We start from the raw sequence: 23656 nt of genomic DNA, 5'->3' as shown, positions 1-23656 counted from the left end.
ATTAGTCTACTTCTTCAATTTCTTTAATGGAATATTCTCCTTGATTATTAATAATCATTTTATATAAATAGGAGTAATCTGTTTCTGGTTTATTAAATAGTATATAAATGAAAATTTCATCTTTGGTAAGCGCACTTTTTTCATCTAGCCAAACACCTGTTAAATTAGAAATTTTAAAATAATCTTCTAATGTATTGTCAAATTTTAAAAAGAATGGTTTGCCAATAACTTCAGATAAAATAATTTGTCCGTTTTTGGATACCTCAATTTTAGAAATTAAATCTCTATAATAATGTTTATGATTTGTAGTGTCTACTTTAAAAGCGTTAAGAACACTGTTTTTCATATCTGTAGAAGTGTTAATCTTTACTTCAAATCCATTGCTTAAAATAGTGTCTGTAACTACTTGTGTATATTTTTCAGGAAAATATGTAACAACATCACTAAAAGTATCTAATGCTTTATTTTCTATTAAATCTTGCTGTGTAGTGCGATGCTTTTTATCTCGTCCATCGCAACTAGAAAGTGCAATTGCAAGGAGTAAAAAGAGTAGTGGAAGGTGTTTTTTAAAACTAAACATCTAAGTCGAAAGTTTTTCGGAGTAATTCTATATTGGCATTTTTCTCCATTAATTTCTCAAACTTATCCTGGTTGGTATAGGCGTATTTTTTCTCCAATTGTTCGTTTACGGTAACCGATAAATTAATGTCATAATTATTCAGTTGTTTTCGAATAAAACCTAATAAAGGATATTGCTGACGCTCTATTTCCACCTTGTTAGTAGCATTTGGGTATTCTACATGTATGGTGGTTCCCGAAATTTTTGGTTTGTCTATTGATAAAATGGAAGCTAAATTATACTGTCCTTCTGCTTCTATTTTCTTAACAAAAGCATACCAAGCTTCAAGAGCAGCTTCTTCTGTAAACGCATCAGATGGTAAGTCTTCTTCATCAAGAACAACATCCATTTGTTTAATTTGGTGTTCTTTTTTTAGTCGAATACTTTTTAAAGAAAGTCCGGAAGCCCTATTTTTCTGTTTATTTAAAAGAATGCTTGGTGCTTTTTCGGTATTTGTAGCAACAGCTTGTGGTGCTGTCTCTGCTTTCTTCGGAATACTTTTTTCTTCCGCTTTAGGTCTTTGTACAGGAATTGGTGTTATTCCTTTTTTAGCAAAGTAGGAAGCAGGAATTATGTAGTTTTTGCTATTTTTTTTTTCTCCATCAAAAGTGATAGAGGCAAGCTGCATTAGAGTTAGTTCGACGAGTAGTCGCTGATTCTTACTAGTTTTATATTTTAAGTCGCAATCATTAGCGAGTTCTATTCCTTTTAACAGAAAGCTTTGCGAGGCTTTTTTACTTTGGGCTAAATACTTTGCTTTGGTTTGTTCACCAACTTCTAGAAGCTCTATTGTTTGTTCATGTTTACAAACCATTAAATCTCTAAAGTGACTTGCTAGTCCTGCAATATAATGATGCCCATCAAAACCTTTAGATAGCGTAGTGTTAAACTGCACTAATAATTCTGGAATTTTGTTTTCTAAAATAAAGTCGGTACTCGTAAAATACGTTTCGTAATCTAAAACATTTAAGTTTTCGGTTACTGCTTGACGCGTTAAGTTTTTACCAGAAAAACTAACCACTCTATCAAAAATAGAAAGTGCATCACGCATGGCTCCATCTGCTTTTTGAGCAATAATATGAAGTGCATCATCTTCAGCTTCTACACCTTGTTCTTTAGCAATGTATTTTAAATATCCTTTAGCGTCTTTAACTGTAATTCTCTTAAAATCGAAAATCTGACAACGCGATAAGATAGTTGGTATAATCTTATGCTTTTCGGTAGTTGCAAGAATAAATATACAATGCTTTGGTGGCTCTTCTAAAGTCTTTAAAAAAGCATTAAAAGCTGCTTGAGATAACATGTGTACCTCATCAATAATATATACTTTGTATTTACCAACTTGTGGCGGAATACGAACTTGATCTGTTAAACTTCTAATATCATCTACAGAGTTGTTAGAAGCTGCATCTAATTCAAAAATATTAAAAGCAAAATCTTCATCTGGTTTTTCGGTACCATCGCTATTAATCATTTTAGCAAGAATACGTGCACAGGTTGTTTTACCAACACCACGAGGACCTGTAAATAATAATGCTTGGGCTAGATGATTGTTTTCTATTGCATTAAGTAAGGTGTTTGTAATAGCCTGCTGACCCACAACATCTTTAAATGTTTGGGGTCTGTATTTTCTAGCCGATACTACAAAGTGTTCCAAGGTAACTTAATTGTTTTAGCATCTGAAAATGCTAGTTAATAAATAGAATAACAAAGTTAAAAATTACAATTAGAATTGTGGGTTTTAGACTTAAAATTTAATAGGAGTTATTAACAAAAAGGAGGTGAGATAAGGACTTAATAGATTGTCTTTATGCTATCTTTTTGGGAATTAGCTTTGTGTAGGATAACGTATCTTAAAATCAAAGCATATATTAAATAGAATCTACTCGTGCATGTATAGATTTGTTGTTTTAAAAAATGGTTATATTTATGGGATAACTACAACAAAAAAATCATCATATGCTGATTTGTTTTGAGGATATGGATAAAAAAATGTTGGATATAACGAGTTGTGCTTCATTACCAGAAACCGCTAACCAATGATAAAATTCTTTAGAAAAATACGCTACGACCTTATGGAAAAAAATAACGCTGGAAAGTATTTAAAGTATGCTATTGGAGAAATTGTTTTGGTCGTTATTGGAATTTTAATTGCGCTGAGTTTAAATAATTGGAATGAATCAAGGAAAAATGAGATAATTAAACAGCAATTAATTGAAGACTTAATTGTAGAATTACAATCATCGAGGGTTATAATAAATGATGCTATTGCCCTTGGTGATTCTCTAATTGCAGATGGTCAATTGTATTTAAAACATATTGGATCTAAAGAATTTACAATTCAAATAGATTCACTGAAAAAACTTGGAGATTTTATAACATATGGTATTCCTTATGATCTCAATTTACCAATTTATGAAGATTCAAAATCGTCAGGCAGGCTTAGTATGATTAATAATAAGAAAGTACTAATACTTTACGCTGAGATAATGTCTGCCGACATTGGTGGATCCATTCACCGTAAAATTAGTAATGATATGTATTATAATGGTTCTGACTGGGAACTAAGAAAAGAAATAGGATTAAGCGAAATTTTATCTACGCCTAATGAAATGATACCTGAAAGATTTAGATTAACTGAAAAAGAATTTTTGGAAATCCTTGCACGTCCTTCTACGTTTGCCACGTTAAATAATTCTTTACAGATGAAAGTTGTAAGGATTAATTATATGAATAGAATAAGCAATGGAATGACAGAAGTTATTGGATTACTTGAAGAAGAAAAAAAATAATCTTAAGTTATAAAAAATAACGAAAGCACAACAGCATATAAAAATAATTACTATTTTGTGCTTAACCAATATGAGTTGCTTTATTTGCTTACTTCTAATTTTCCTTCAGCAAATCCTCGCACACAAAACCATTGATGCTTATACCTAAACGTTTTATAAATTAAAAAAGTGCGTTAGTAGCTATTAGAAAAAATTATAGAAGGAATTGGTTTAAAAATAATTGCTAATAATGATATAGCATCTATTTGGGATTATCCGAATACCCATATTGCTTTAAAAGGATTATTATCTGCCGGTCCAGCAGGCAAAGCTATTGACAATAGTGATTTTGAAAAAGTTTATGAAACAATGACAGAAGCCATAAAACCACATATTCAAAATGATGGTCGCGTACTGTATAATAATAAATGGAGAGTTGTTATTTGTGAGCAATAGGAATAATAACTACTTCTGCTAATGCATATAGAAATCTGTTGGTAGCAATAAACCTAATCCCAATCGGAATCTTCCAAAGTAAAGATTTCACTAATTTCGACTTCAAAAATTTGAGCTAATCGTAAAGCCAAAACTGTGGATGGAACATATTTACCTAATTCCATAGCATTAATTGTTTGCCTACTAACTTTCGCTAATTTAGCTAAGTCAGCTTGCGTAATATTTTTTTTTGCTCTTTCTACTTTAATACTATTCTTCATAATGAGCTGACTTTTTAAGTTTAGAAATTTGCCAATTAAATCGGATTATGAAAAATAATAAAACAGTGAACATATTGAATATCATAACCCATAAAAAGGAAAAGTCGAAAATAAATATAAATGAAATTAGAAGAATTACATAATTAACATACACCGCCCAAACTAAAGACTCTAATCTGATTTTGGATATGTATTCGTCTTCTGATTTTTCTTTAGAAAAAGCCACAAATAAGGAACTAACAATAATTAAAACTCCAAGAATCTCATTAAGAATATTGTTGTTTACCATTCCAAAAAGTCGTTTACTATCTGTAAATGAAATTTCATTCACAAAAATTGCAGGAACATTAAAGTCTAAAAAGGAAGGTTCATACTCATAAATAAGCGTTATTAAACCAATAATAGCGGAAGGAATAAGTATAAGCCAGCCAATTTTCTTGAACTTATTCGGAAACAAATAATTTATTTTCATAATATTCGGATTGAATTCCTTCCAAATGTAAGAAATATAATACTATTAGTCAAGCAAACTTTACTTTTAGTTAGAATTATCTTACTTATAGCATTCCTATATAAAAAATTTAAATCCAAGTTTCCACCCAGTAAATTACAAGATGTTACCACCTAATTTTAGTAATATGGATACATAGAAAAACTTCCAAAATAAAAAACCTTTTCCTTGAAAAACATAAAATTGTTTGTTGTAATTTTGCAGCAAGTATTTCGCCTTATCGCTATTTGGAGCAATCCAGATGGAGGAAAGTCCGGACACCATAGTGTAACAAAGTGGTTAACAGCCACCAGTCGTGAGGCTAGGAAAAGTGCAACAGAAAGTATGTACAGGTAATGCTGTAGTGAAACCAGGTAAACTCTTTGTGGTGCAATGTCATGTAAACTAATGTTTGAGCGTACACGCGCGATGTTAGAGGGTAGGCAGCTAAAGTGTATTGGTAACAATACACGTAGATAAATGATAAGGGTACCGATGTATCGGGATACAAAATCCGGCTTATAGATTTACTTAATCAAACATGCCCTTTACGTGAGTAAAGGGCATTGTTTTTTGCTATAAAATCAACTATTCCTTGGGAGGAATTACTTTATATCCCAATGAATTAGCAATGGTTAGATTATCAAAATATATTCTGCTTCTGTTTATTTTTCCGTCGCTTACTCGTGCTGTTAATTGATAGGGAAGCTCCACGTGTTTTCCGTTTTGAGTAAAACTGTAAGTTCCCCATTGTGAAACCCAATCACCTTGTAAATCGCCTTGCAGAACTCTAAAGGTTTGGGATACAAAGCCTACTTTTTCATTGCTACGTACTTGGTGTGTTTCTGTCCATGCTTTAATTGTTCCTTGTTTTGAAATTGAGTCGTTAGGACCAGGTCCATATCCAATATATTTTTCGGATAGTAAGTTTTCTGCTTCTAGCATTTTATTATTAACTAAAGCATTAACATAGGAGCTTAGCACTTGTATATCTTCTTCAGCTTCTGGATTCTCTACAACCAGATCTTTATATCTTGGGGAATCACTTTGTGAAAAGGATAGTTGACTACTTATGACAAGACATAATAATAGTACTGAAAGTTTTAAAGTTTTCATAATTTATGTGTTTGATTATTAGCAACTTAAAGATAGTGAAAATGCTAATGCAAAAAACGTAAACTATTGAATTTCAGTATAATTACGTAAGAGAATAATTACGTGAGAATGCTATTCCTTATTTGCGGATTCAAAAAAACTAAACATATTTCCACCATAACTTTTAGAATGCGAGTAGTTTTCTAAATGGGAAATGTCTGTATGTTTAGAGTGCTCTATAATTAATAAACCATCATCTTCTAGCAAGTTATTCTGAAAAATTAATTCTGGTATTTTAGAAAATTTTTCAACAGGAAAGTCATAAGGAGGATCGGCAAAAATAATAGTATGCTTTGTGGTGGCTTTTTCTAAATACTTAAATACATCACTTTTTATGGTTTGTATTTGCATCTCAAAAGCTTCGGCAGTTTCGTTTATAAACTTAATACAACCAAAATGAGCGTCTACACTAGTAATTTCTGTGGTTCCTCTAGAGGCAAACTCATAGCTTATATTACCGCTTCCGCTAAATAAATCTAATACAGATACAGCATCAAAATAATACTGGTTATTTAAGATGTTAAATAGAGATTCCTTAGCCATATCTGTTGTTGGTCTAATGGGTAATTTTTTTGGTGCAGTTATTCTTCTGCCTTTGTATGTACCTGAGATTATTCGCATTAAAAGCTATGCTTTAAAATATAATTAGAATGTGCTGTTTGTTGTTCTACTTCTAGTAAGTAATTTGTATTTGGTTTTCCAAATTGTATATGTCGTATATACTTAAATACTATAGTGTATAAATCATCTCCTTCAAAAATTTCACCTAGAAGGATCAATGTTATGGTTTCTGGATTAAGTTGTAATTGTTCTGCTGTAAAGAGAATGTAATATATGAAATCTTCTTTTGTTGTAAAGGTAAACGTGTTATAAAGTATTAATTTTCCTTTATTGGTGACTACAATTTCAAAGTGATTGGTATGCACATGTACATACATTTTTTGATCTTGTTCCTGTTTTTCTGTTTGTAGAATTTCTTCCAATAAAATAGTAGAAAAATGCTTGTATGCAAAGGTGCCAAACCTTTCGTATAAATAATTATTGATATTCATGTAGGGTACATAAACATTTATACTATCATTTATCACAACAGTATCCTGAGCAATAAAATCGGATTGCAGAATCTTAGAATTGAATTTTAAGTAGTCTGCAATGGCATCTTCATGAAATAAAGGTTTTGGTACCAGAGTAGAGAGTTCGTTAATATAAATAACGTGTATCGTGCTAAAATTGATTTGTAGCTCTGTTGTCGTTTTAAATATTTTCTTTAATTCATCTAATACTTGAAATGGTGTGTGTTTTTGATTAAAAGCAAAATGCTTTAAATAACAAATCGTATTTGTATCTGATTGTAGTATACAAAAAGAAAGTCCATTCAAACTTATTTGAATGGACAATTCTTGGTTAATTAGTATAGTTGTTTTATTACTCGCTGTCGCCATAAGTTTTTGGCCAGTTACCACTAGTATTTATTTCTTCTAAAGATCCAACTCTAATTGCATCTCCATTAACACCATCCACAGAAATTGTTTCGTTTTCTTGTGCTAATAAATCTTTATTTTGATCTGCTAAAATTACGCTCTTTAATAGTTTTGCTTCAAAAACAGGAATCTTATTTTCTCCTTCTTCACCAAGTAAACCAGCTTTCATTTCTATTTTTGCACCTTCAATACTTGGAACAGTCATCATTGTTTTATATCTATCTGAATTCTTAAATAAAGAATCTTTAACAGAAACATAACCTAATGTATCAATAACAGTAATATCTTTCATGGTTTCAACACCACCAAAAAGTTTTGTTCTTTCTTCATCTAGAACCGTTTCAATTCTACGTTGTGTAATAGTAAACTTTGCAGTATCAATAAATTTAATTAAGCTTTCAAAGTTAGGAGCAAAATCACCAATAACTTGTCTGTGTGCTAATTGCGCATCTCTAACATCTACCATTTTTTCAATAACAGCAGCGTAACGCTTTTCTTTTACTTTGTTAAATTTAATAGGCTCATAAATAGAATTAAATGTTTGGTATCCTAAAAAGGCGATTAAAGCCCAAAGAGCGATCATTAAAACTGGTCTTAACTTAGATGGAATGAACTTGTCAATAAGCCAAACCAAACCAATAGTTACAAGAATTACTGCAATTGCAATTAGTATTAATTTCATAGTATGATTAATTAAATTTTATTAAAGGTCTTTCGCAAATCTACAATTTTTTTTTAATCGTTAAAACCAAACAGCATAAAAATCATCACTATATTTGACGAAATTTTATCTCACAGCCACAATTAATGAACGCATCCCAATTTTATTCCCTTATAAAACAACAGTTTCCGTTTAAACCAACACCAAAACAAGATATTGTTTTATTGCAACTTTCTGAGTTTATTTTTTCGGAAAGACCCAATGCGCTTTATTTATTAAAAGGATATGCAGGAACAGGTAAAACCACTATTATTGGTACTATTGTTACCCATTTATGGCAAGCTAAAAAAAGCGCTGTGCTAATGGCACCAACAGGTAGAGCAGCAAAGGTGATTTCTAGTTATTCTAAAAAAACAGCATTTACTATTCACAAAAAAATATATTTCCCAAAAAAAAATAAAGGAGGAGGTGTTAATTTTGTTTTACAACCTAATAAGCATAAGAACACCATTTTTATCGTAGATGAAGCTTCTATGATTCCAGATACTCCTGGAGATTCTAAACTTTTTGAAAATGGTTCTTTGCTAGACGATTTAATGAAATACGTATATTCTGGACATAATTGTAAATTATTATTAATTGGAGATACGGCACAATTACCTCCTGTAAAATTAGATTTAAGTCCAGCCTTAGACGAAAACACATTAACGCTAAACTATGATAAGGATGTCACTAGAATGGAATTAGACGAAGTAGTGCGTCAAGGACAAGATTCAGGAATTTTAGAAAATGCTACTATTTTAAGGGAAGCTATTGCTAGCTCTTTTGCCGAAACATTTAAATTTGATTTAAAAGACTTTAAAGATATTGTACGTCTTGTGGATGGTTACGAAATTATGGATGCTATAAACGATTCGTATAGCAACCTTGGAAACGAAGAAACTGCCATTATTGTTAGAAGTAACAAACGTGCGAATATGTATAATCAGCAAATTAGAGAGCGTATTTTATTTAATGAAAATGAGCTTTCTGCAGGCGATTATTTGATGGTGGTTAAAAATAATTACTTCTGGCTTAAACCAACAACCGAAGCTGGTTTTATTGCAAATGGTGATATTATTGAAGTATTAGAAATATTCTCTATTCAAGAATTATATGGTTTTCGCTTCGCGGAAGTAAAAATACGTATGGTCGATTATCCGAATATGATTCCTTTTGAAACGGTGTTACTTTTAGATACTATTTCTGCGGAAACTCCTTCGTTAGCCTATGAAGATTCCAACCGATTATACCAAGAAGTACAAAAAGATTTTGAAGACGAAACGAGTAATTATAAAAAGTTTTTAAAAATTAAAGGAAACAAACACTTTAACGCTTTACAAGTAAAATTCTCCTATGCCATTACTTGTCATAAATCACAAGGTGGACAATGGAATACCGTTTTTGTAGAACAACCATATCTACCAGATGGCATTAATAGAGATTACTTGCGTTGGCTATATACAGCAGTTACAAGAGCCAAAGAAAAATTGTACCTTATTGGTTTTAAGGAGGAGTTTTTTGTAGAAGATCAACGATAGAAGTCGATAACCATGGACAGATGATGAAAAATTTAAGAATAGCAATTAACGAATAAATAATTATTAAATAACAAGATTTCTTCTCTTTGGGAAGATGTCACAAAGTGATAGATGGGAACAGAAGCTATATTAAGTATTTTTTTAGGTATCGGACTTGCAGCATCTGTTGGTTTTAGAGTTTTTGTGCCATTATTTACATTAAGTCTTGCAGCACATTTTAATGTTTGGGAACTTAATGATTCTTGGTTATGGATAGGTAGTTTAACAGCCGTGATAACACTTGGAGTTGCTACTATTGTTGAAATATTTGCATATTACATTCCGTTTGTAGATAATATATTAGACACCATTGCAGTGCCTTTAGCAGCTATTGCAGGAACTGCTGTTATGGTTTCTACAGTTGTAGATTTAAGTCCGGTAATAACTTGGGCTTTAGCAATAATTGCTGGAGGAGGAACAGCTGCTGCAGTAGCAGGAACTTCCAGTGTTACGCGATTAGCATCTACAACCACAACCGCAGGTTTAGCAAATCCTGTAATCTCTACTTTAGAAACAGGAACCGCAATTGTAATGTCTATTATCTCTGTATTTCTTCCTGTTTTAGCTGTTGTACTGGTTGTAATAGTACTGTTTATTATTTTCAGACTTTATAAAAAGTTTAAATCTAGTAAGGCATAATCAAAAAACTATTTCTCTAGGTATAGCCTTGAGATTTCTATTAAAATTGTCATTCTCGCGAATGCGGAATCTAAAATACAGATTTTCGATTTTTAATATAAAACGAAAAGCAATTAAATATTTCTAATGCTTTGTCAGGAGTATATTTGGTTTCAAAAAATCTTTATTTCAATTTAAAAAGTTATATTTTTGTAAGAACATTAATAGCATATATGAAAATAATCTCCATGATTCCTGCACGTTATAGTGCTTCTCGTTTTCCAGGTAAGCTCATGCAAGACCTTAATGGTAAAACAGTTATTCTTCGTACTTACGAAGCTACAAAGGCAACCAATCTATTTGATGATGTTTTTGTGGTAACCGATAGCGAAATTATCTTTAAAGAAATTACAAGTCATGGAGGTAAAGCAATCATGAGCATTAAAGAGCATGAATGTGGAAGTGATAGAATTGCTGAAGCTGTAGAGCATCTAGATATAGATATTGTTGTAAATGTACAAGGAGATGAACCGTTTACAGAAGTCGCTTCCTTAAAAAAGCTAATCCAAGTTTTTAAAGAAGATACAGAAAAACAAGTCGATTTAGCTTCTTTAATGGTACATATTACCGACGAAGAAGAAATTAAAAACTCCAATACGGTAAAAGTAATCGTAGACCAAAACAACTTCGCTTTGTATTTTTCACGAAGCCCAATTCCGTTTCCAAGAGCAACAGATGTTGGCGCAAAGTATTACAAACACAAAGGGGTTTATGCGTTTAGAAAAGAAGCATTATTAGATTTTTATAGATTACCAATGTTACCATTAGAAGCATCAGAAAAAATTGAATGCATTCGCTACTTAGAATATGGAAAACGTATCAAAATGGTAGAAACCAATGTGCAAGGTGTAGAAATTGATACTCCTGAAGATTTAGAAAGAGCAAAAAAACTCTGGAAGTGACGAAGTCATTCCCTTGAAAAAGGGAATCTTATAAATTCAAATTAAAAATTTGTAAAAGAATTGAATAAAGAATACAAAAATATAAAAGTAATAGGCTTTGATGCAGATGATACGCTTTGGGTAAACGAAACGTATTTTCGGGATGCTGAGTTAGAATTTGCCAAACTTTTAGGAGGTTTTGAAACTGCTAATAAAGTAGATCAAGAGCTCTTTAAAATGGAAATGAAGAATTTACCTTTATATGGTTATGGCGTGAAAGGTTTTGTTTTATCTATGGTAGAAATGGCTTTAGAATTATCTAATTATACCATTTCTAATAAAACCATAGAACAGATTTTAAACATTGGGAAACAAATGCTTAATGAACCGGTAGAATTGTTGGACGGTGTGCAAGAAATATTGGAAGGTTTATCTGGAAAATATAAATTAATCGTTGCCACAAAAGGCGATTTATTAGACCAAGAACGAAAGTTGGAAAAATCGGGTTTACTGGATTATTTTCATCATATTGAAGTCTTAAGCGATAAAAAAGAAGAAAATTATTCTAAATTATTAAAGCATTTAGATATCAATCCGTCAGAATTTTTAATGATTGGAAACTCATTAAAATCCGATATATTACCTTTAATAAATATTCAAGCAAAGGCTATTCACGTTCCTTTTCATACCACTTGGGCACATGAACAAGTAACCGAAAAAGAAACCAATGGTAAAGCATATAGAACCGTAAAAAGTTTAAAAGAAATTTTAAATCTATTATAGCAATTTGAAAAAAATAAATTTAAAAACATGGAATAGATCAGAGCAGTTTCAGCATTTTAATAAAATGTTTGATCCTTATTTTGGAGTTACTATTCCGTTGGATGTTACCAAAGCATATCAGTTTTCTAAGGAGAATGATATTAGTTTTTTTGGTAAATATTTACACGCTTGCATGCAAGCAATCAATAGTGTAGATAATTTAAAATATAGAATTATTGATGATGAAGTAGTTGCTTATGATATTATTCATGCATCGCCGACTATAATGAGAGAAGATAAAACCTTCGGATTTTCATTCGTCGATTTTGATGAGAATTTAGATGTGTTTTTAAAAAATTTAGAATCGGAAAAATCAAGGATTCAATCCTCAAGTAATTTGTTTCCAGAAAGAAATGGATTAGATTGCATACATTGTTCGGCATTACCTTGGGTGAATTTTTCAGGGCATAAAGAACCGTTTTTTGGAGAAAAAGATTCTGTACCTAAAATAGCATTTAGTAAAGTAAATAGAGAGAAAAAGACCTTAAGCATGAATGTAGCAATATCCGTAAATCACGCATTGGTGGATGGCTATCATGTTGGTTTATTTTCTGAAAAGTTTCAATATTTTTTAAATCAGTAGGAATTAAAGCAATAGTATTTCTATTTTTGTTAAACAATTATAATAAATGAGTTATAAAAATTACCCAATGGTGTCCAGAGTAGTTTACGGACGTGGAAGTTTTAATCAGTTAAATGAAATTCTATCGCCTAAACGACAAAACGTTAAAGCGCCATTCATATTTTTAGTAGACGACGTATTTAAAGGTAAATCTTGGTTAACCTCTAGAATACCATTGTCTTATGATGATAAATTATTGTACATATCTGCAAACGAAGAACCAAAAACTTCGCAAGTAGATGACTTGGTAGAACAAATTATTCTGGATTATAAAGAAAGACCATCTGGAATTATTGGAATAGGAGGAGGAACCATTTTAGATTTAGCAAAAGCTGTAGCTTTAATGTTAACCAATAAAGGGGAATCTAAAGATTACCAAGGTTGGGATTTAATTAAAAACCCAGCAATTTACCATGTTGGTATTCCTACCATTTCTGGAACAGGAGCCGAAGTTTCTAGAACTACTATTTTAACAGGACCTATTAGAAAACTTGGAATCAATAGCGATTTTACACCTTTTGATCAGGTTATACTAGATCCTGAATTAACTAAAGATGTACCAAAAGACCAATGGTTTTATACAGGAATGGACTGTTTTGTACATTGTATAGAATCCTTAAAAGGAACGTACCTAAATGCCTTTAGTCAAAGTTATGGTGAAAAAGCTTTAGAACTTTGTAAAGAGATTTTTCTAGAAGATACATTAAGTGAAAAAGAAGCTGCAGATAAATTAATGATGGCTTCTTGGCATGGTGGAATGAGCATTGCTTACTCTCAAGTTGGTGTTGCACATGCCATGAGTTATGGTTTAGGTTATTTATTAGGCGTAAAACATGGCGTTGGTAACTGTATCGTTTTTGAACATCTAGAAGAATATTATCCAGAAGGAGTAGCCATGTATAAAGCCATGCGCGAAAAACATAACATAACTATTCCTCAAGGTATTTGTGCAGATTTAAGTGATAAAGAGTTGGATATCATGATAGATGTTGCCTTAAGTTTAGAACCGCTTTGGGAAAATGCAATTGGTAAAAACTGGAAAAAAACAATTACTAGAGAAAAGCTTAAAGCTCTATATCAAAAAATGTAATTTTTTATGTTAACAATTATATACAAATTTATATACTTCAAAATCATGAAATGGAAACTTATTGGTGAGTTTCCAAAAGACCTGAAGAAATACGTTATAATAGCTGTTCCTCATACGAGTTGGCATGATTTCTATATTGGATTATTAATCCGAAAAATCACAAATACAAAAATTAATTTTCTCGGTAAAAAAGAAATATTCATATTCCCATTTGGTTATTATTTTAGAGCTGTTGGAGGAAGAGCATTAGATAGAACTCCTGGTCAGAATAAAGTGGAAGCTATTGCTAAACTTTTTGAAACTAATGATGAATTACGATTAACATTAGCTCCAGAAGGTACTAGAGATAAAGTATCCGAATGGAAAACAGGTTTTTATCATATAGCAAAAGCTGCACATGTGCCAATTGTAATGGTTACTTTCGATTTTGGTAGAAAACAAAACAAAATTTCGAAACCTTTTTATCCTACAGATAATATGGAAGAAGATTTTGCTTTTATGCACAATTTCTTCAAAGGGGTAAAAGGAAAAGTATCCCATAAATCTTTTTAAAGTATTGGTATTTCTCTTCTAGGAGAAAATTTCTGCACACAAAACGTTAACCTTTTCTAAGTTTATCTATCAAATAGGAAAGATGCAAACTACTTCACGAAACATAAAGTAGACAATGTAAATTGTCCATAAAAAGAAACATGAAGTGAAGTAATAAAAAATGAATCACAAATCGCATTTATCCTATAAGTTACTGTGTGTTAGTTTGTTACGCTTTAATTCTTACGTTAATACAGATAATGTAAATAACTGTATTACAGGTGTTTTAAAATTAATCTATTATTTAATATACTGATTATCAGTTAATTAAATTTGTAATATTCCTAATTTTTATTACATTTGTGCTTTCTTCCTAACTTTTTTAACTGTATTTCCTAAAATACACGTACTGACAATTACTATTAATTCTTTTAGTGGCATTAATTTTTAAAACCATAAACCATGGGAAAGAAAAAATCCACATCGGGAAAATCTGCTCCGAAAAAAAAGACAGTTTCAAAAAAGGTTACTAAAGCTGCATTAGAAAAAGTTGAAACTCGTAAAAAAAACCTTAGTAAAACGAAGTTCGTAACTGGTAAAAATTCCATTTTAACAGCACTAGAATCTGCTTCTTTTAGAAGTAAAAAATCGGTAACAGATGCTGTAAAAAAATGTAAATACAAAGCAGTAGAACTTGCTCCTGCAGTACAAATATTATTTAAGGAAAGTGAAAACAAAGCGGTTAAACTATCCGAATCTTATGCCAAAACCATTAAAGATCCTAAAGAAAATAGAGAATTCTTTCAAGGGGTTGCACAAATGGATAAAAAAGAACGTTGCGCTGTTATTAAAGGCTATAGAAATGCAAACCAAGCTAGAGGTGTAGTGCATGCAATGAGCCAATTACCAAGACAACAATGTAGAACAATAATGCAAGATTTTGTATTTGATGATAAAGGCAATAAAGATGAAAATGGTGTTAATGAAGTTTTATTTTGGCTTCGAGATGCGGGAGCGCAAATACGAAAAGTAGAAGGACACACTCCTGTTTTTTCCGATGGAGAAATGGATGATGCCGTTTTAGAATTTTTTGAAGACATTGGGGATTTTATCGTGGAATCTATTCAAACAATTGTTGATGAACTTACCGGTTTTTTTGAAGATTTAGCCGAAGCTTTTGTAAAAGCGGTTCATTGGGTTGTTGATGAAGTTGCTAGTCTTGCAAAAGCATTAATTATAGCAGGTCAAGAAATTTGGAAAATCTTAAAAGCAGCCGCAGAGTACACTTTTTCTGTAGTTAAAAAGTTTGTCGAAGCAATACAACTTATAGGAAAAACATTTATTGAAATATTAGAAGATGTTTTTGCTTTTGCTAAAGATATCATTGAATCTGTAATTAAGGCTATCGATCAATTAGGTGAAGTTTTAGCAGATTTACTAAAATGGTTAGCAACAAAAACATACGAATTTGTTAAAGCTGGAGTAGAAGCCTTAATTCGTATTGGTAAAGAAATTGGTAATATTTTAAATCAAGCATTTCAATTTGGACTTACGCTAATTCGAAATACCGTTCGAGTACTCTTAGAAATAGGGGAAACCATAGGTTCTATCTTAGTAACCTTAGTTACGCGTCCTAGAGATTTAGTAAATGAAGTGGTTAGAGCTTTCACCGAATTAGGAAATACCTTAACGGAAATTATTCAGGAAACCGCAAATGCCGCAGCAGACTTCGTTAGTGAAGTAGTAAGAGCTGCTTCAGAAATTGGAACTGCATTAGTAGAATTTACAGACTTTGTAATTACAACCACAAAAGAATTAGCTACCAAAATTGTAGAAGGCTTACTTGCTGCCGGAAAAACATTAGTAGAATTAATTCAAACCATAGCAACTCAAAGTGTGGTCGCAATTAAAAAAATTGTAGAAGCTGCTTTTGAGCTTGGTAAATCTATGGTAAACATTTTAAAGGATGTGTTTGATTTAACGGTGGACTTATTAAAGGAAACCATACAAGCCATGTTAGAAATTGGACGACAAATAGCCGAATTCACGAAGGCCATGATTGCATTTACATACAGAAGTGCAGCAAGGCTTATTGAAGCTGCGATTGCTGCAGGAGCTACAATTGCAGATATTTTAGAGTCCGTAATTGAAGAAACCTATTATGTGTTCCGAAAAATAGTGAATGGCATCTTACAAGCTTTAGGTCCTGTTGGAGATATTTTTGAATGGCTAATTGCTAGAGGTGAAGATTTAGCTTCCGAAATTTGGAGACAATCCATTTTAGCAATTCGTTTTGTAAAGGAATCCATTACAGAAGTTATGGATTGGGCTTTAGAACAAGCAGATGCTATTTTTGATAAACTTTTAGAACTCGTCGAAGATATAGGAAGTCGAATTTCTGAAGTTATCGATTGGGCAATTGCTGTTGGTGATGCCGCTTTAGAGTTTTTAGGAGAAGCAACAGAACGAATAGGTAACTCTATTAGTTATGTACTTAATTATCTAGAAAATGATTTTATTCCTGGTATTCGAAAATTTGTAGAAGGCGCTTTAAGAGCAGCAAGTGCAATAGCAGGATTAATTGCTTGGGTTGCCAATAAAACTTTTGAAATCATGCGAGAAGTAGTTATTGGTGCTTTAGCAGCAGGAGTTGGTTTAGCTACTTTATTAACCGAAGTCATGTTGCACCCAGATCAAACCCTCGATCTCTTTATTGCCGCAGCTAGAGATGTAGGAAATTCTATTCAGGATATTTATCAGTCCGTTTTAGATACCGGTGAAGAATTTGTAGAAGAAGTAACGGAAACGCTTAGAGAATTAGGAGAGTCTATTGATGATATGCTAGAGGCAGCCTTCGAAGTGAGTACAGGAATGCTTGGTACTACAATATCTATTCTTTTTGAAATGCTTGGTAGTTATAGAAGTTTAACGGCGGCAGAAGAAGCAGATGGTCGTTTTGTTTTTGGAGATGGCATCGATTGGAATAATACATTCATTGCAAAAGAAGTAGCGTTAAATGATATTGTTTTTGGTGTTCAAGATTTTGTCACTAGAAATCCAGATTCTCGTGCTTTTGTAACAGGAAACTTAATCAATTTTGATGTAGATGATGATTTTAGTAGAGCGACACTAGTGCATGAATTAACGCATGTTTGGCAAAATCAAAATACCGGACCAGTTTATTTAGCACATGCTGTTGCGGCACAATTGGTGGGAGCAGGTTATAATTATGGCTATAATGAAGGTCCAGCGGATGTAGGGATTAATATTCCAAATGCATTTTTTGCACCAGTTGGAACACCGCCATCTACAACGTTGATTGGAGCTTCTCAAGGGATATTTACTGGAGCTGGAGGAGAAACGGTTTTGGACAATGCCACATCTATTCATGATTTTAACGAAGAGCAACAAGGTCAGATTTTAATGCAATACTTTGTTAGAGCACGTTTATTAGGACAAACAGGAACAGATATTAACAGATTTCAACCTTTTGTAGATGAAGCTAAAGCAGCATAAAACCATTTTAATTGTAAAACCACAATTTTCTTCCGATGCCAAATCGGAAGAAAATTTTATGTTGCTTAAAAGTACATATATAAAGCATCATATAGAGGTGCATGTGATTGATTATGATGCAAGACCAAGTTATAATCAGATTCAAAGTCAAGTTAAAAATCAAGATGCCGTATTATTAATTGGTGATGCGAAATGCTTTCCAAAAAACGCATTAAAGTTTCCATTTATTAAAACCATGGAAAATAAAAAAATACCGATTGCTTGGTTGCCCATTAGAAATAGTGAAGATCTCTTTACCTTTTCTAAAACTATTGATGAAGTGCATGGCAGAAAACAAGAACAATGTGCTATCGCTTTACTTTCACAAAAGCATCCTAGGTTTGTCAGAATTGTAGATCGTATGGCCACTATTTTGAAAACACCAAGTTTGTTGTCCTACAAATGGAGTAGTGATTTACTATTTCGAGAAAGTATGATTGCAGGTTTGGAAAGCGGAATCGGATTAGCAACCTATTTCGGACATGGCAGACCTATTGGTTGGGTGGGCTATTATGGTTTGCGTTCGCATCATTTTGAAAATAAAAAATCAAAACCTGTTGGAGCTTTGCTATCCTTATGTTGTAAAACTGCGAGTAGAAAAAATACAGAAATCTCCTTTTGTGAGCAATTGGTTTTAGATGGAAAAACGGCGGTTACATTTGGTGCAGTAGACAGTACTTTACATACAGACAATACCAGGTGGTCTGTTGGTATTACCAAAGCATTATTAGGAGGCGCAAGCACTATTGCAGAATTAGTTATTCAAGCAACACCAAAAAATCTTTCGTCATATACACACTATAGATTAATTGGAGATCCGTTAGCACCAATTTATTCTTCCAAAGAAACCGCATTATTAGCTAATACTATAAAAACATATCCATGAAAAATATTATTATAAATACCATTTTAACGCATTTTAGAGATGTGAAACCTAAATTGGAAATCGATTCTAATGACTCTAATTTTAAAGAAGAATTGGGTGTCGATTCTTTAGATATGGCAGAGTTTGTTGCCAGAATAGAACAGGAGTATAGAATAGAAATTCCAGATACAGATTGGTCACAAATTGCGACAGTAAATCTAATGGCAGAATACATTCATAATGTACAACACTAATGAAATAGCAGTTACTGGATTAGGTGTTGTTTGTTCGTTAGCAAATAATATCACGGATTTCTGGAATGCACTATTAAACGATAGTTCTGGTATTAAAAACTGGGAAGATTTAAAACATTCCGATTTTAAATATATCCATGCAAGTCGCGTAGAAAATATAGAATGTGATCCTTTACAGCGAGGATTTCATTTTTCTGTTGCAGCAATAGAGCAAGCTATAAAACAAGCGAACTGTTCAAAAACAGAAAAATGGGGTTTATTTCTAGGAACTACTATGGGAGAATCTGCTGCTTTTGAAGCTATAGCAGAAAATAAACAAACACTAATTCCGGAAGCGTATACTGGTTTCGGAATTTGTAAACGCTTGATGAAAAAGTATCCTGCAATAGATAAATTTCAATGTTTCGCAACCGCTTGTGCAGCTGGAAATTATGCGCTTAAAGCGGGAATGGATGCTTTACAAAAAGGAGAAATTTCTATGGCTATTGTTGGTGGAGTAGATCCTTTTTCTAAAATTGCAATGACAGGTTTTAGTAGGAGTAGAGCGATGAGTCCTTCCGGGATTTGTAAACCTTTTGATGCGAATCGGGATGGAATGATTTTAGGCGAAGGTGCTGGTTTTTTAGTTTTAGAAAAAGTAGAAAATGCAACCAAGAGAAATGCGAATTTCCTTGCTGTTTTAGACGATTGTGCTTTGTCTTGTGATGCCTATCATCCAACAGCTCCAAAACCGGATTCTTCCGGAATTATCAACTGTTTTCAGCAACTTTTAAAAACAAATAATTTGAAACCTTCGCAAATCGATTGGATTTCTGCACATGGAACTGGAACCAAATTGTCCGATCAATCGGAAGCTCAAGCAATAGCAAAAGTGTTTGATACACATTCACCGTATGTTTCTAGTATTAAACCTAAAATCGGACATACATTAGGTGCTTCCACAGCAATTGAAGCTATCGTTTCTGTGCTTTCTATTCAGCATCAAACCATTCCGCATACGCTTAATTATACCAATGCCGAATTTGATATTCGTATTCCGAAGAAACCTGTTTTAACCAAAGTCGATAAAGTACTGAATTGTGGTTATGCTTTTGGAGGATTAAATTCTATAACCTTATTTTCATCATGGAATTAAACTGGAATACATACCAAGCTACAGGGAAAACGGAAGCAGATTTAGCAACCCATTTTGTCGACGTTATTTCTGCGGAACAAGATTTTGAGTTTTATGGAAATCAATCTGCGGTTTACTTGATATCTTCTAATGCAGGAACTTTTTCTTCTATTGCTTTTTGGGAAAACGCTTTAGAGCATAGTCCGCGTTTTGCAAATCCTGGAATTTTTCCTTGGACCCTAGCCAATGCAACTTCCGGATATATTGCAAGAAAGTTTTCTATCACAGGACCCAATTATACCATCGTAGATAATACAGTAGATGAAGCACAATTAGTTTCAAATTTTAAAACGGATGCTTTAAAGTATTCTTTAAAAAATGCCATCTGTGTGCATTGGGAATTAAAAGTAGAAAACCACCAACTAACTGTGCTTGTGCAATGGTGTATTATTTTGGCATAATATTTGAAATTAATAAACTAGTAGGAAACTAGTGAAACATAAAGTAAACGATATGTCCCTAAAAAGAAACATTAGCATACTACTAACAAAAGCTATTTTAACTCCAGTTGATGTAGCTTTTTTTAGTTTTCTTCTTCAGATTCTATCTTAAAGTTTTTCATATCATTTAAAGGTTCTAAAACATTGTAATCGCTCCAAATTGTGGCATCGTAGGCTTTAGGGTTTTCATAATCTATTCTAGTTTTTTCTGTATAGTTAGTAAAATCAGTAGTTTGCAAATCACTTCTAGAAATAATTAACAATTCAGATTTACCTTTAAAAGTACCTTCAATTTTAAAGTTAAAAGCTACTTTATTTCTAGAATTGTCATTTTCAATAAACTTAATAGGTCTGTTTACATAGAAGTAGCGATCTATTTGTGTGTTTATATAACTAGGATAGTAGAAATTATCGTCCCATTTTTTATAGACAACAATACCTTTCTTGTTTTTTTCAATGTATTTTATTCCTAATAAAAGTCTCAGATTTAATTTATCACCAATTCGGTTTTCATAAAAATCATAATCTGCTCTAATTACAGCAAATGTATCATTAGAAACATATAGGCTTCCTGTGTATAAAGCAGAAGATCTTTTTGGTTTAAACGCTATAATATACACCATTTCACTGTCTAAAAAAGTGACATCTTTAAGGGAATATTTATATTTTCTAGTGTTAGTAACAAAATCTAGTTTCGCATCTGGATTAGAAAAACTACTATTCTTTATCATGTTAAACGTTTCGTTTTTCGCATATCGAAGCGTGTTTACTGTGTCTTGTCTTTTCTTAATTTCTTCTTTATTTACAGTAGCAGAATCTGTGACTTTAAAAAAACCAGATTTAACGGTATACATCTTGTCTTTATCTAGATGTTTCATCACTATATCTTGTCCGCGTTCTGCTAGACTTTCCATAGATTGGTTGTTCTTTTCATCCCGTAAGCTAATCGCTTTTTCTACCTCTAGTTTGGCATTATCTTTATCTAAAACTTTTAAAGAACCTACAAAGTCTGTGTATTGTTTCGATTTATTATTTACTAAAGAAGTTTCTAGCTTATCAAAATCATCATTAAATGCTTTCAGTTGTTTTCGTTTAAAGCCTGTGGATTTTTTAATTTTGAAATCTGCTAAATCACCAACAATATAATCTGTTTTTCTGCTAAAGACTTTAAAATCATTGAGGTCTAATTTATAATTCGTTTTTAAGTTCGCATTTACATAAAACATAATAGAGTCTGCAGATAGCGCTGTATGGTTTAAAAATACTTCTGAAAGTTCATTCAATTTTTCGTTTAGCACATACTCTTTAGATGTGAAATCTTCTAGAATAAAGGCGTTTTTTTCGAAACCCAAACAGGAAATGGTAACAGAGTCTGTTGCTATAAAACCTTTCGTTTCTATAGAAAAGTTTCCTTCTTCATTAGAAATAACACCATAATCATTCCCTATTTGAATGGTAGCAAAAGGAATTTCCTCATTGGAAGAAGATATTACTTTTCCAGAAATGGTTTGTGCTTCTATTTTAAAAAAGCTAAAAATGCTTAGCAAAAGAAAGAAAAGGATATTTTTAAATTTCATGGACATGCTTTATATTTAATCGATTTACTAAATAACAAGAGAAATCTATTCTAAATGATAATTTTCTATGGCTTTTACAGGAGCAATTACATTATGATTTTTCCATATTTCTGGATCATATGCTTTAATTTTTTCTATAAAATAGGTTTCCGAATTTTCGAACTGATTAAATGTTGTTTCCGTATTTAAACTGTTTTTTGTAAAGTATATTTCTTTTTTTGTGGTAATAATATTTTCAGTAGTAAAATCAAACTTCAATACATTTTTATCATCGTCCTCATTTTCTTTGTTTTTTATAAGCTTAAAAGGTCTCGACATATACATATAGATTTCTTTTTCGCTTTTTATATATTGTATATTATAGAATCCAGAGTCATCTTTTTTGTAAAAAACAGAACCATTTATTTTATTTTCTGACATTTTAAAACCTAATAATGCTTTTACGTTAATACTATATCCAAGCCTACCTTCACCTAATTCATAATCTATTTTCACAATAGCAAAATCGTCTGTATTTACATATATAATACCTTTAAATATTTCGCTTTTCCTTTTAGGAGTGAAGCTAATTTTATAGATAGAGTTTTCATTTAAATACGTTATCCCTTCAAGTTTATAATTGTTTTTATTTAAATTAAATATAAAACTAAAATAGGAATTTTCTTCTTCTATGGTATTCTTTTTAAGAATATTAGAAAGGGATTGTTTTATATATTGGGTTTTAATAGAATCTGTAGATTTGGTATTGGAATTGTTTACTACTTTTAGAGAGTCATCTACTTTAAAAATACCAGATTTGACTTTGTAAGTCGCATTAGTATCTAATTGTTTCATTATTAATGCTTCCAAATCTTTTTGTAGTTTATCTGCTGATTTATCTTTGGACTCATTAATCAGTTTGGTTGCTTTTATAATATTGATTTTACTAGTATCGTTAAATTTTGAATAGTTTAAAAGCAAGTCATTATAATTGGAAGATGTTTTATTTTCTGATCCTTTACGTAAATTTTCAAACTCGGAGTTGATCGCTTTAATTTTACTTTTTGGAAGTTCGGTTGCTTTTAAAATTTTAAATTCTACTTTTTTAGAGGTAATGAATGCTGTCGTTCTAAAGAAAATTTCACTTTGGTTGTTGACATTATAATTACTAGCAATATTGGTTTGTACGTTTTGTAAAATTTCTTCAACAGTAAGTTTTTTATTGCTTATAAAAACTTCGGAAAGTTCTTCCATTCTTTCCTTTAAAATATAATCATTAGAACTAAAACTCTTTACATCCATGGTTAAATTTTCAAAACCTAAGCAGGAAATTATAACTATATCTGTTGCTGAAAAACCATCAGTATCTATAGAAAAACCTCCTTCTTCATTAGAGATAACCCCATAATCAGACCCTATTTGAATGGTTGCAAAAGGGATTTCTTCATTTGTAGAAGATAAAACTTTACCAGAAACGGTTTGTGCTTGTATTGAAAATTGAAATAGGATTACGAAAAGAAAGGAGAGTAGATATTTAAATTTCATAGATATGGTTTTTATTATAACGAATTACAGTATATAATGTTACAAAAAAAAACCTAAACAATGGTGTTTAGGTTTTCTTAAAGTTTTTTTTACTTACCTGAAATCGTTTCAGGTTCTAACTAATATAGAAT

Annotated in this window: 23 protein-coding genes and 1 other RNA gene; 14 read left to right on the top strand and 10 right to left on the bottom strand. The window is 31.6% G+C overall.

Annotation, left to right across the window (positions count from 1 at the left end; all coding sequences use genetic code 11):
- Position 1: 1 nt before the first annotated feature.
- Together FG167_RS14965 and dnaX are read right to left on the bottom strand one after the other, a co-directional pair.
- A complete protein-coding gene (locus FG167_RS14965) occupies positions 2-580 on the bottom strand; it encodes a hypothetical protein (RefSeq protein WP_203459023.1) in 579 nt (192 codons plus the stop codon).
- The gene (gene dnaX / locus FG167_RS14960) at positions 573-2276 is read right to left on the bottom strand and encodes a DNA polymerase III subunit gamma/tau (RefSeq protein WP_203459022.1); all 1704 of its coding nucleotides are present in this window, start codon (positions 2274-2276) and stop codon (positions 573-575) included. Before dnaX ends, FG167_RS14965 begins: the two co-directional genes overlap by 8 nt.
- 418 nt (positions 2277-2694) lie before the next feature.
- Here dnaX and FG167_RS14955 point away from each other — a divergent pair, with 418 nt between their 5' ends.
- Complete coding sequence (locus tag FG167_RS14955) at positions 2695-3411, top strand: DUF6090 family protein (RefSeq protein ID WP_203459021.1); 717 nt, start codon at positions 2695-2697, stop codon at positions 3409-3411.
- Positions 3412-3899: 488 nt separating this feature from the next.
- Here the strand turns inward: FG167_RS14955 and FG167_RS14950 are convergent, their stop codons facing one another.
- Both FG167_RS14950 and FG167_RS14945 read right to left on the bottom strand, forming a co-directional pair.
- Entirely contained in the window at positions 3900-4106 is a 207-nt protein-coding gene (locus FG167_RS14950; RefSeq protein ID WP_055445021.1) for a helix-turn-helix transcriptional regulator, read from the bottom strand.
- On the bottom strand, positions 4096-4578 hold the full coding sequence (locus tag FG167_RS14945; protein WP_203459020.1) for a hypothetical protein: 483 nt from the start codon (positions 4576-4578) through the stop codon (positions 4096-4098). The genes FG167_RS14950 and FG167_RS14945 overlap by 11 nt, the downstream gene beginning before the upstream one ends.
- Positions 4579-4821: 243 nt before the next feature.
- On the opposite strand from FG167_RS14945, the gene rnpB reads away from it, so the two are divergent.
- Positions 4822-5134, top strand: an RNA gene (gene rnpB / locus FG167_RS14940) — RNase P RNA component class A.
- A 50-nt stretch (positions 5135-5184) separates the two neighbouring features.
- Here the strand turns inward: rnpB and FG167_RS14935 are convergent.
- The 4 genes from FG167_RS14935 to FG167_RS14920 form a co-directional block, all read right to left on the bottom strand.
- On the bottom strand, positions 5185-5712 hold the full coding sequence (locus tag FG167_RS14935) for a hypothetical protein (RefSeq protein ID WP_203459019.1): 528 nt from the start codon (positions 5710-5712) through the stop codon (positions 5185-5187).
- A 111-nt stretch (positions 5713-5823) separates the two neighbouring features.
- Entirely contained in the window at positions 5824-6372 is a 549-nt protein-coding gene (rsmD, locus tag FG167_RS14930; protein ID WP_203459018.1) for a 16S rRNA (guanine(966)-N(2))-methyltransferase RsmD, read from the bottom strand.
- Positions 6372-7193: a DUF3822 family protein gene (locus tag FG167_RS14925; RefSeq protein WP_203459017.1), complete on the bottom strand. Its 822-nt coding sequence runs from the start codon at positions 7191-7193 to the stop codon at positions 6372-6374. Before FG167_RS14925 ends, rsmD begins: the two co-directional genes overlap by 1 nt.
- Positions 7177-7914 carry a hypothetical protein gene (locus tag FG167_RS14920; RefSeq protein WP_203459016.1) on the bottom strand — a complete coding sequence of 246 codons (738 nt, stop codon included), beginning with the start codon at positions 7912-7914 and terminating at the stop codon, positions 7177-7179. The genes FG167_RS14925 and FG167_RS14920 overlap by 17 nt, the downstream gene beginning before the upstream one ends.
- Before the next feature lie 125 nt (positions 7915-8039).
- Between FG167_RS14920 and FG167_RS14915 the strand changes: the two genes are divergently transcribed.
- The 12 genes from FG167_RS14915 to FG167_RS14860 all read left to right on the top strand — a co-directional run bounded on the left by FG167_RS14915 (position 8040) and on the right by FG167_RS14860 (position 20385).
- Positions 8040-9473 carry an ATP-dependent RecD-like DNA helicase gene (locus FG167_RS14915; RefSeq protein ID WP_203459015.1) on the top strand — a complete coding sequence of 478 codons (1434 nt, stop codon included), beginning with the start codon at positions 8040-8042 and terminating at the stop codon, positions 9471-9473.
- A gap of 111 nt (positions 9474-9584) precedes the next feature.
- Positions 9585-10151: a DUF4126 domain-containing protein gene (locus FG167_RS14910; RefSeq protein ID WP_203459014.1), complete on the top strand. Its 567-nt coding sequence runs from the start codon at positions 9585-9587 to the stop codon at positions 10149-10151.
- Between the two features lie 212 nt (positions 10152-10363).
- A complete protein-coding gene (kdsB, locus tag FG167_RS14905; protein ID WP_239004406.1) occupies positions 10364-11092 on the top strand; it encodes a 3-deoxy-manno-octulosonate cytidylyltransferase in 729 nt (242 codons plus the stop codon).
- Between the two features lie 60 nt (positions 11093-11152).
- Positions 11153-11854 (top strand): HAD family hydrolase, encoded by a 702-nt coding sequence (locus FG167_RS14900; RefSeq protein WP_203459013.1) that lies wholly within the window; start codon positions 11153-11155, stop codon positions 11852-11854.
- A gap of 4 nt (positions 11855-11858) precedes the next feature.
- Positions 11859-12476, top strand: a complete 618-nt coding sequence (locus FG167_RS14895) for a CatA-like O-acetyltransferase (protein WP_203459012.1) — start codon at positions 11859-11861, stop codon at positions 12474-12476.
- Positions 12477-12522: 46 nt separating this feature from the next.
- On the top strand, positions 12523-13605 hold the full coding sequence (locus tag FG167_RS14890; protein WP_239004405.1) for an iron-containing alcohol dehydrogenase family protein: 1083 nt from the start codon (positions 12523-12525) through the stop codon (positions 13603-13605).
- A 45-nt stretch (positions 13606-13650) separates the two neighbouring features.
- A complete protein-coding gene (locus tag FG167_RS14885) occupies positions 13651-14157 on the top strand; it encodes a 1-acyl-sn-glycerol-3-phosphate acyltransferase (RefSeq protein ID WP_239004404.1) in 507 nt (168 codons plus the stop codon).
- Positions 14158-14598: 441 nt separating this feature from the next.
- Positions 14599-17652: a hypothetical protein gene (locus tag FG167_RS14880; protein WP_203459010.1), complete on the top strand. Its 3054-nt coding sequence runs from the start codon at positions 14599-14601 to the stop codon at positions 17650-17652.
- Complete coding sequence (locus tag FG167_RS14875) at positions 17633-18577, top strand: C25 family cysteine peptidase (protein WP_203459009.1); 945 nt, start codon at positions 17633-17635, stop codon at positions 18575-18577. The genes FG167_RS14880 and FG167_RS14875 overlap by 20 nt, the downstream gene beginning before the upstream one ends.
- Entirely contained in the window at positions 18574-18810 is a 237-nt protein-coding gene (locus FG167_RS14870; RefSeq protein ID WP_055445009.1) for an acyl carrier protein, read from the top strand. The genes FG167_RS14875 and FG167_RS14870 overlap by 4 nt, the downstream gene beginning before the upstream one ends.
- Positions 18797-19945 carry a beta-ketoacyl-[acyl-carrier-protein] synthase family protein gene (locus tag FG167_RS14865; protein WP_203459008.1) on the top strand — a complete coding sequence of 383 codons (1149 nt, stop codon included), beginning with the start codon at positions 18797-18799 and terminating at the stop codon, positions 19943-19945. The genes FG167_RS14870 and FG167_RS14865 overlap by 14 nt, the downstream gene beginning before the upstream one ends.
- Positions 19936-20385: a hypothetical protein gene (locus FG167_RS14860; RefSeq protein ID WP_203459007.1), complete on the top strand. Its 450-nt coding sequence runs from the start codon at positions 19936-19938 to the stop codon at positions 20383-20385. Before FG167_RS14865 ends, FG167_RS14860 begins: the two co-directional genes overlap by 10 nt.
- Positions 20386-20507: 122 nt before the next feature.
- Here the strand turns inward: FG167_RS14860 and FG167_RS14855 are convergent, their stop codons facing one another.
- Positions 20508-22001: a carboxypeptidase-like regulatory domain-containing protein gene (locus FG167_RS14855; protein ID WP_203459006.1), complete on the bottom strand. Its 1494-nt coding sequence runs from the start codon at positions 21999-22001 to the stop codon at positions 20508-20510.
- 45 nt (positions 22002-22046) lie between these two features.
- Positions 22047-23525: a hypothetical protein gene (locus tag FG167_RS14850; protein WP_203459005.1), complete on the bottom strand. Its 1479-nt coding sequence runs from the start codon at positions 23523-23525 to the stop codon at positions 22047-22049.
- Positions 23526-23656 lie beyond the last annotated feature (131 nt).

This window comes from Lacinutrix sp. WUR7, assembly GCF_016864015.1.
In the GTDB taxonomy this organism is placed as follows: domain Bacteria; phylum Bacteroidota; class Bacteroidia; order Flavobacteriales; family Flavobacteriaceae; genus Oceanihabitans.
The sequence above is the reverse complement of the archived record's forward strand: the minus strand, read 5'-3'. Positions and strand labels throughout refer to the sequence as shown.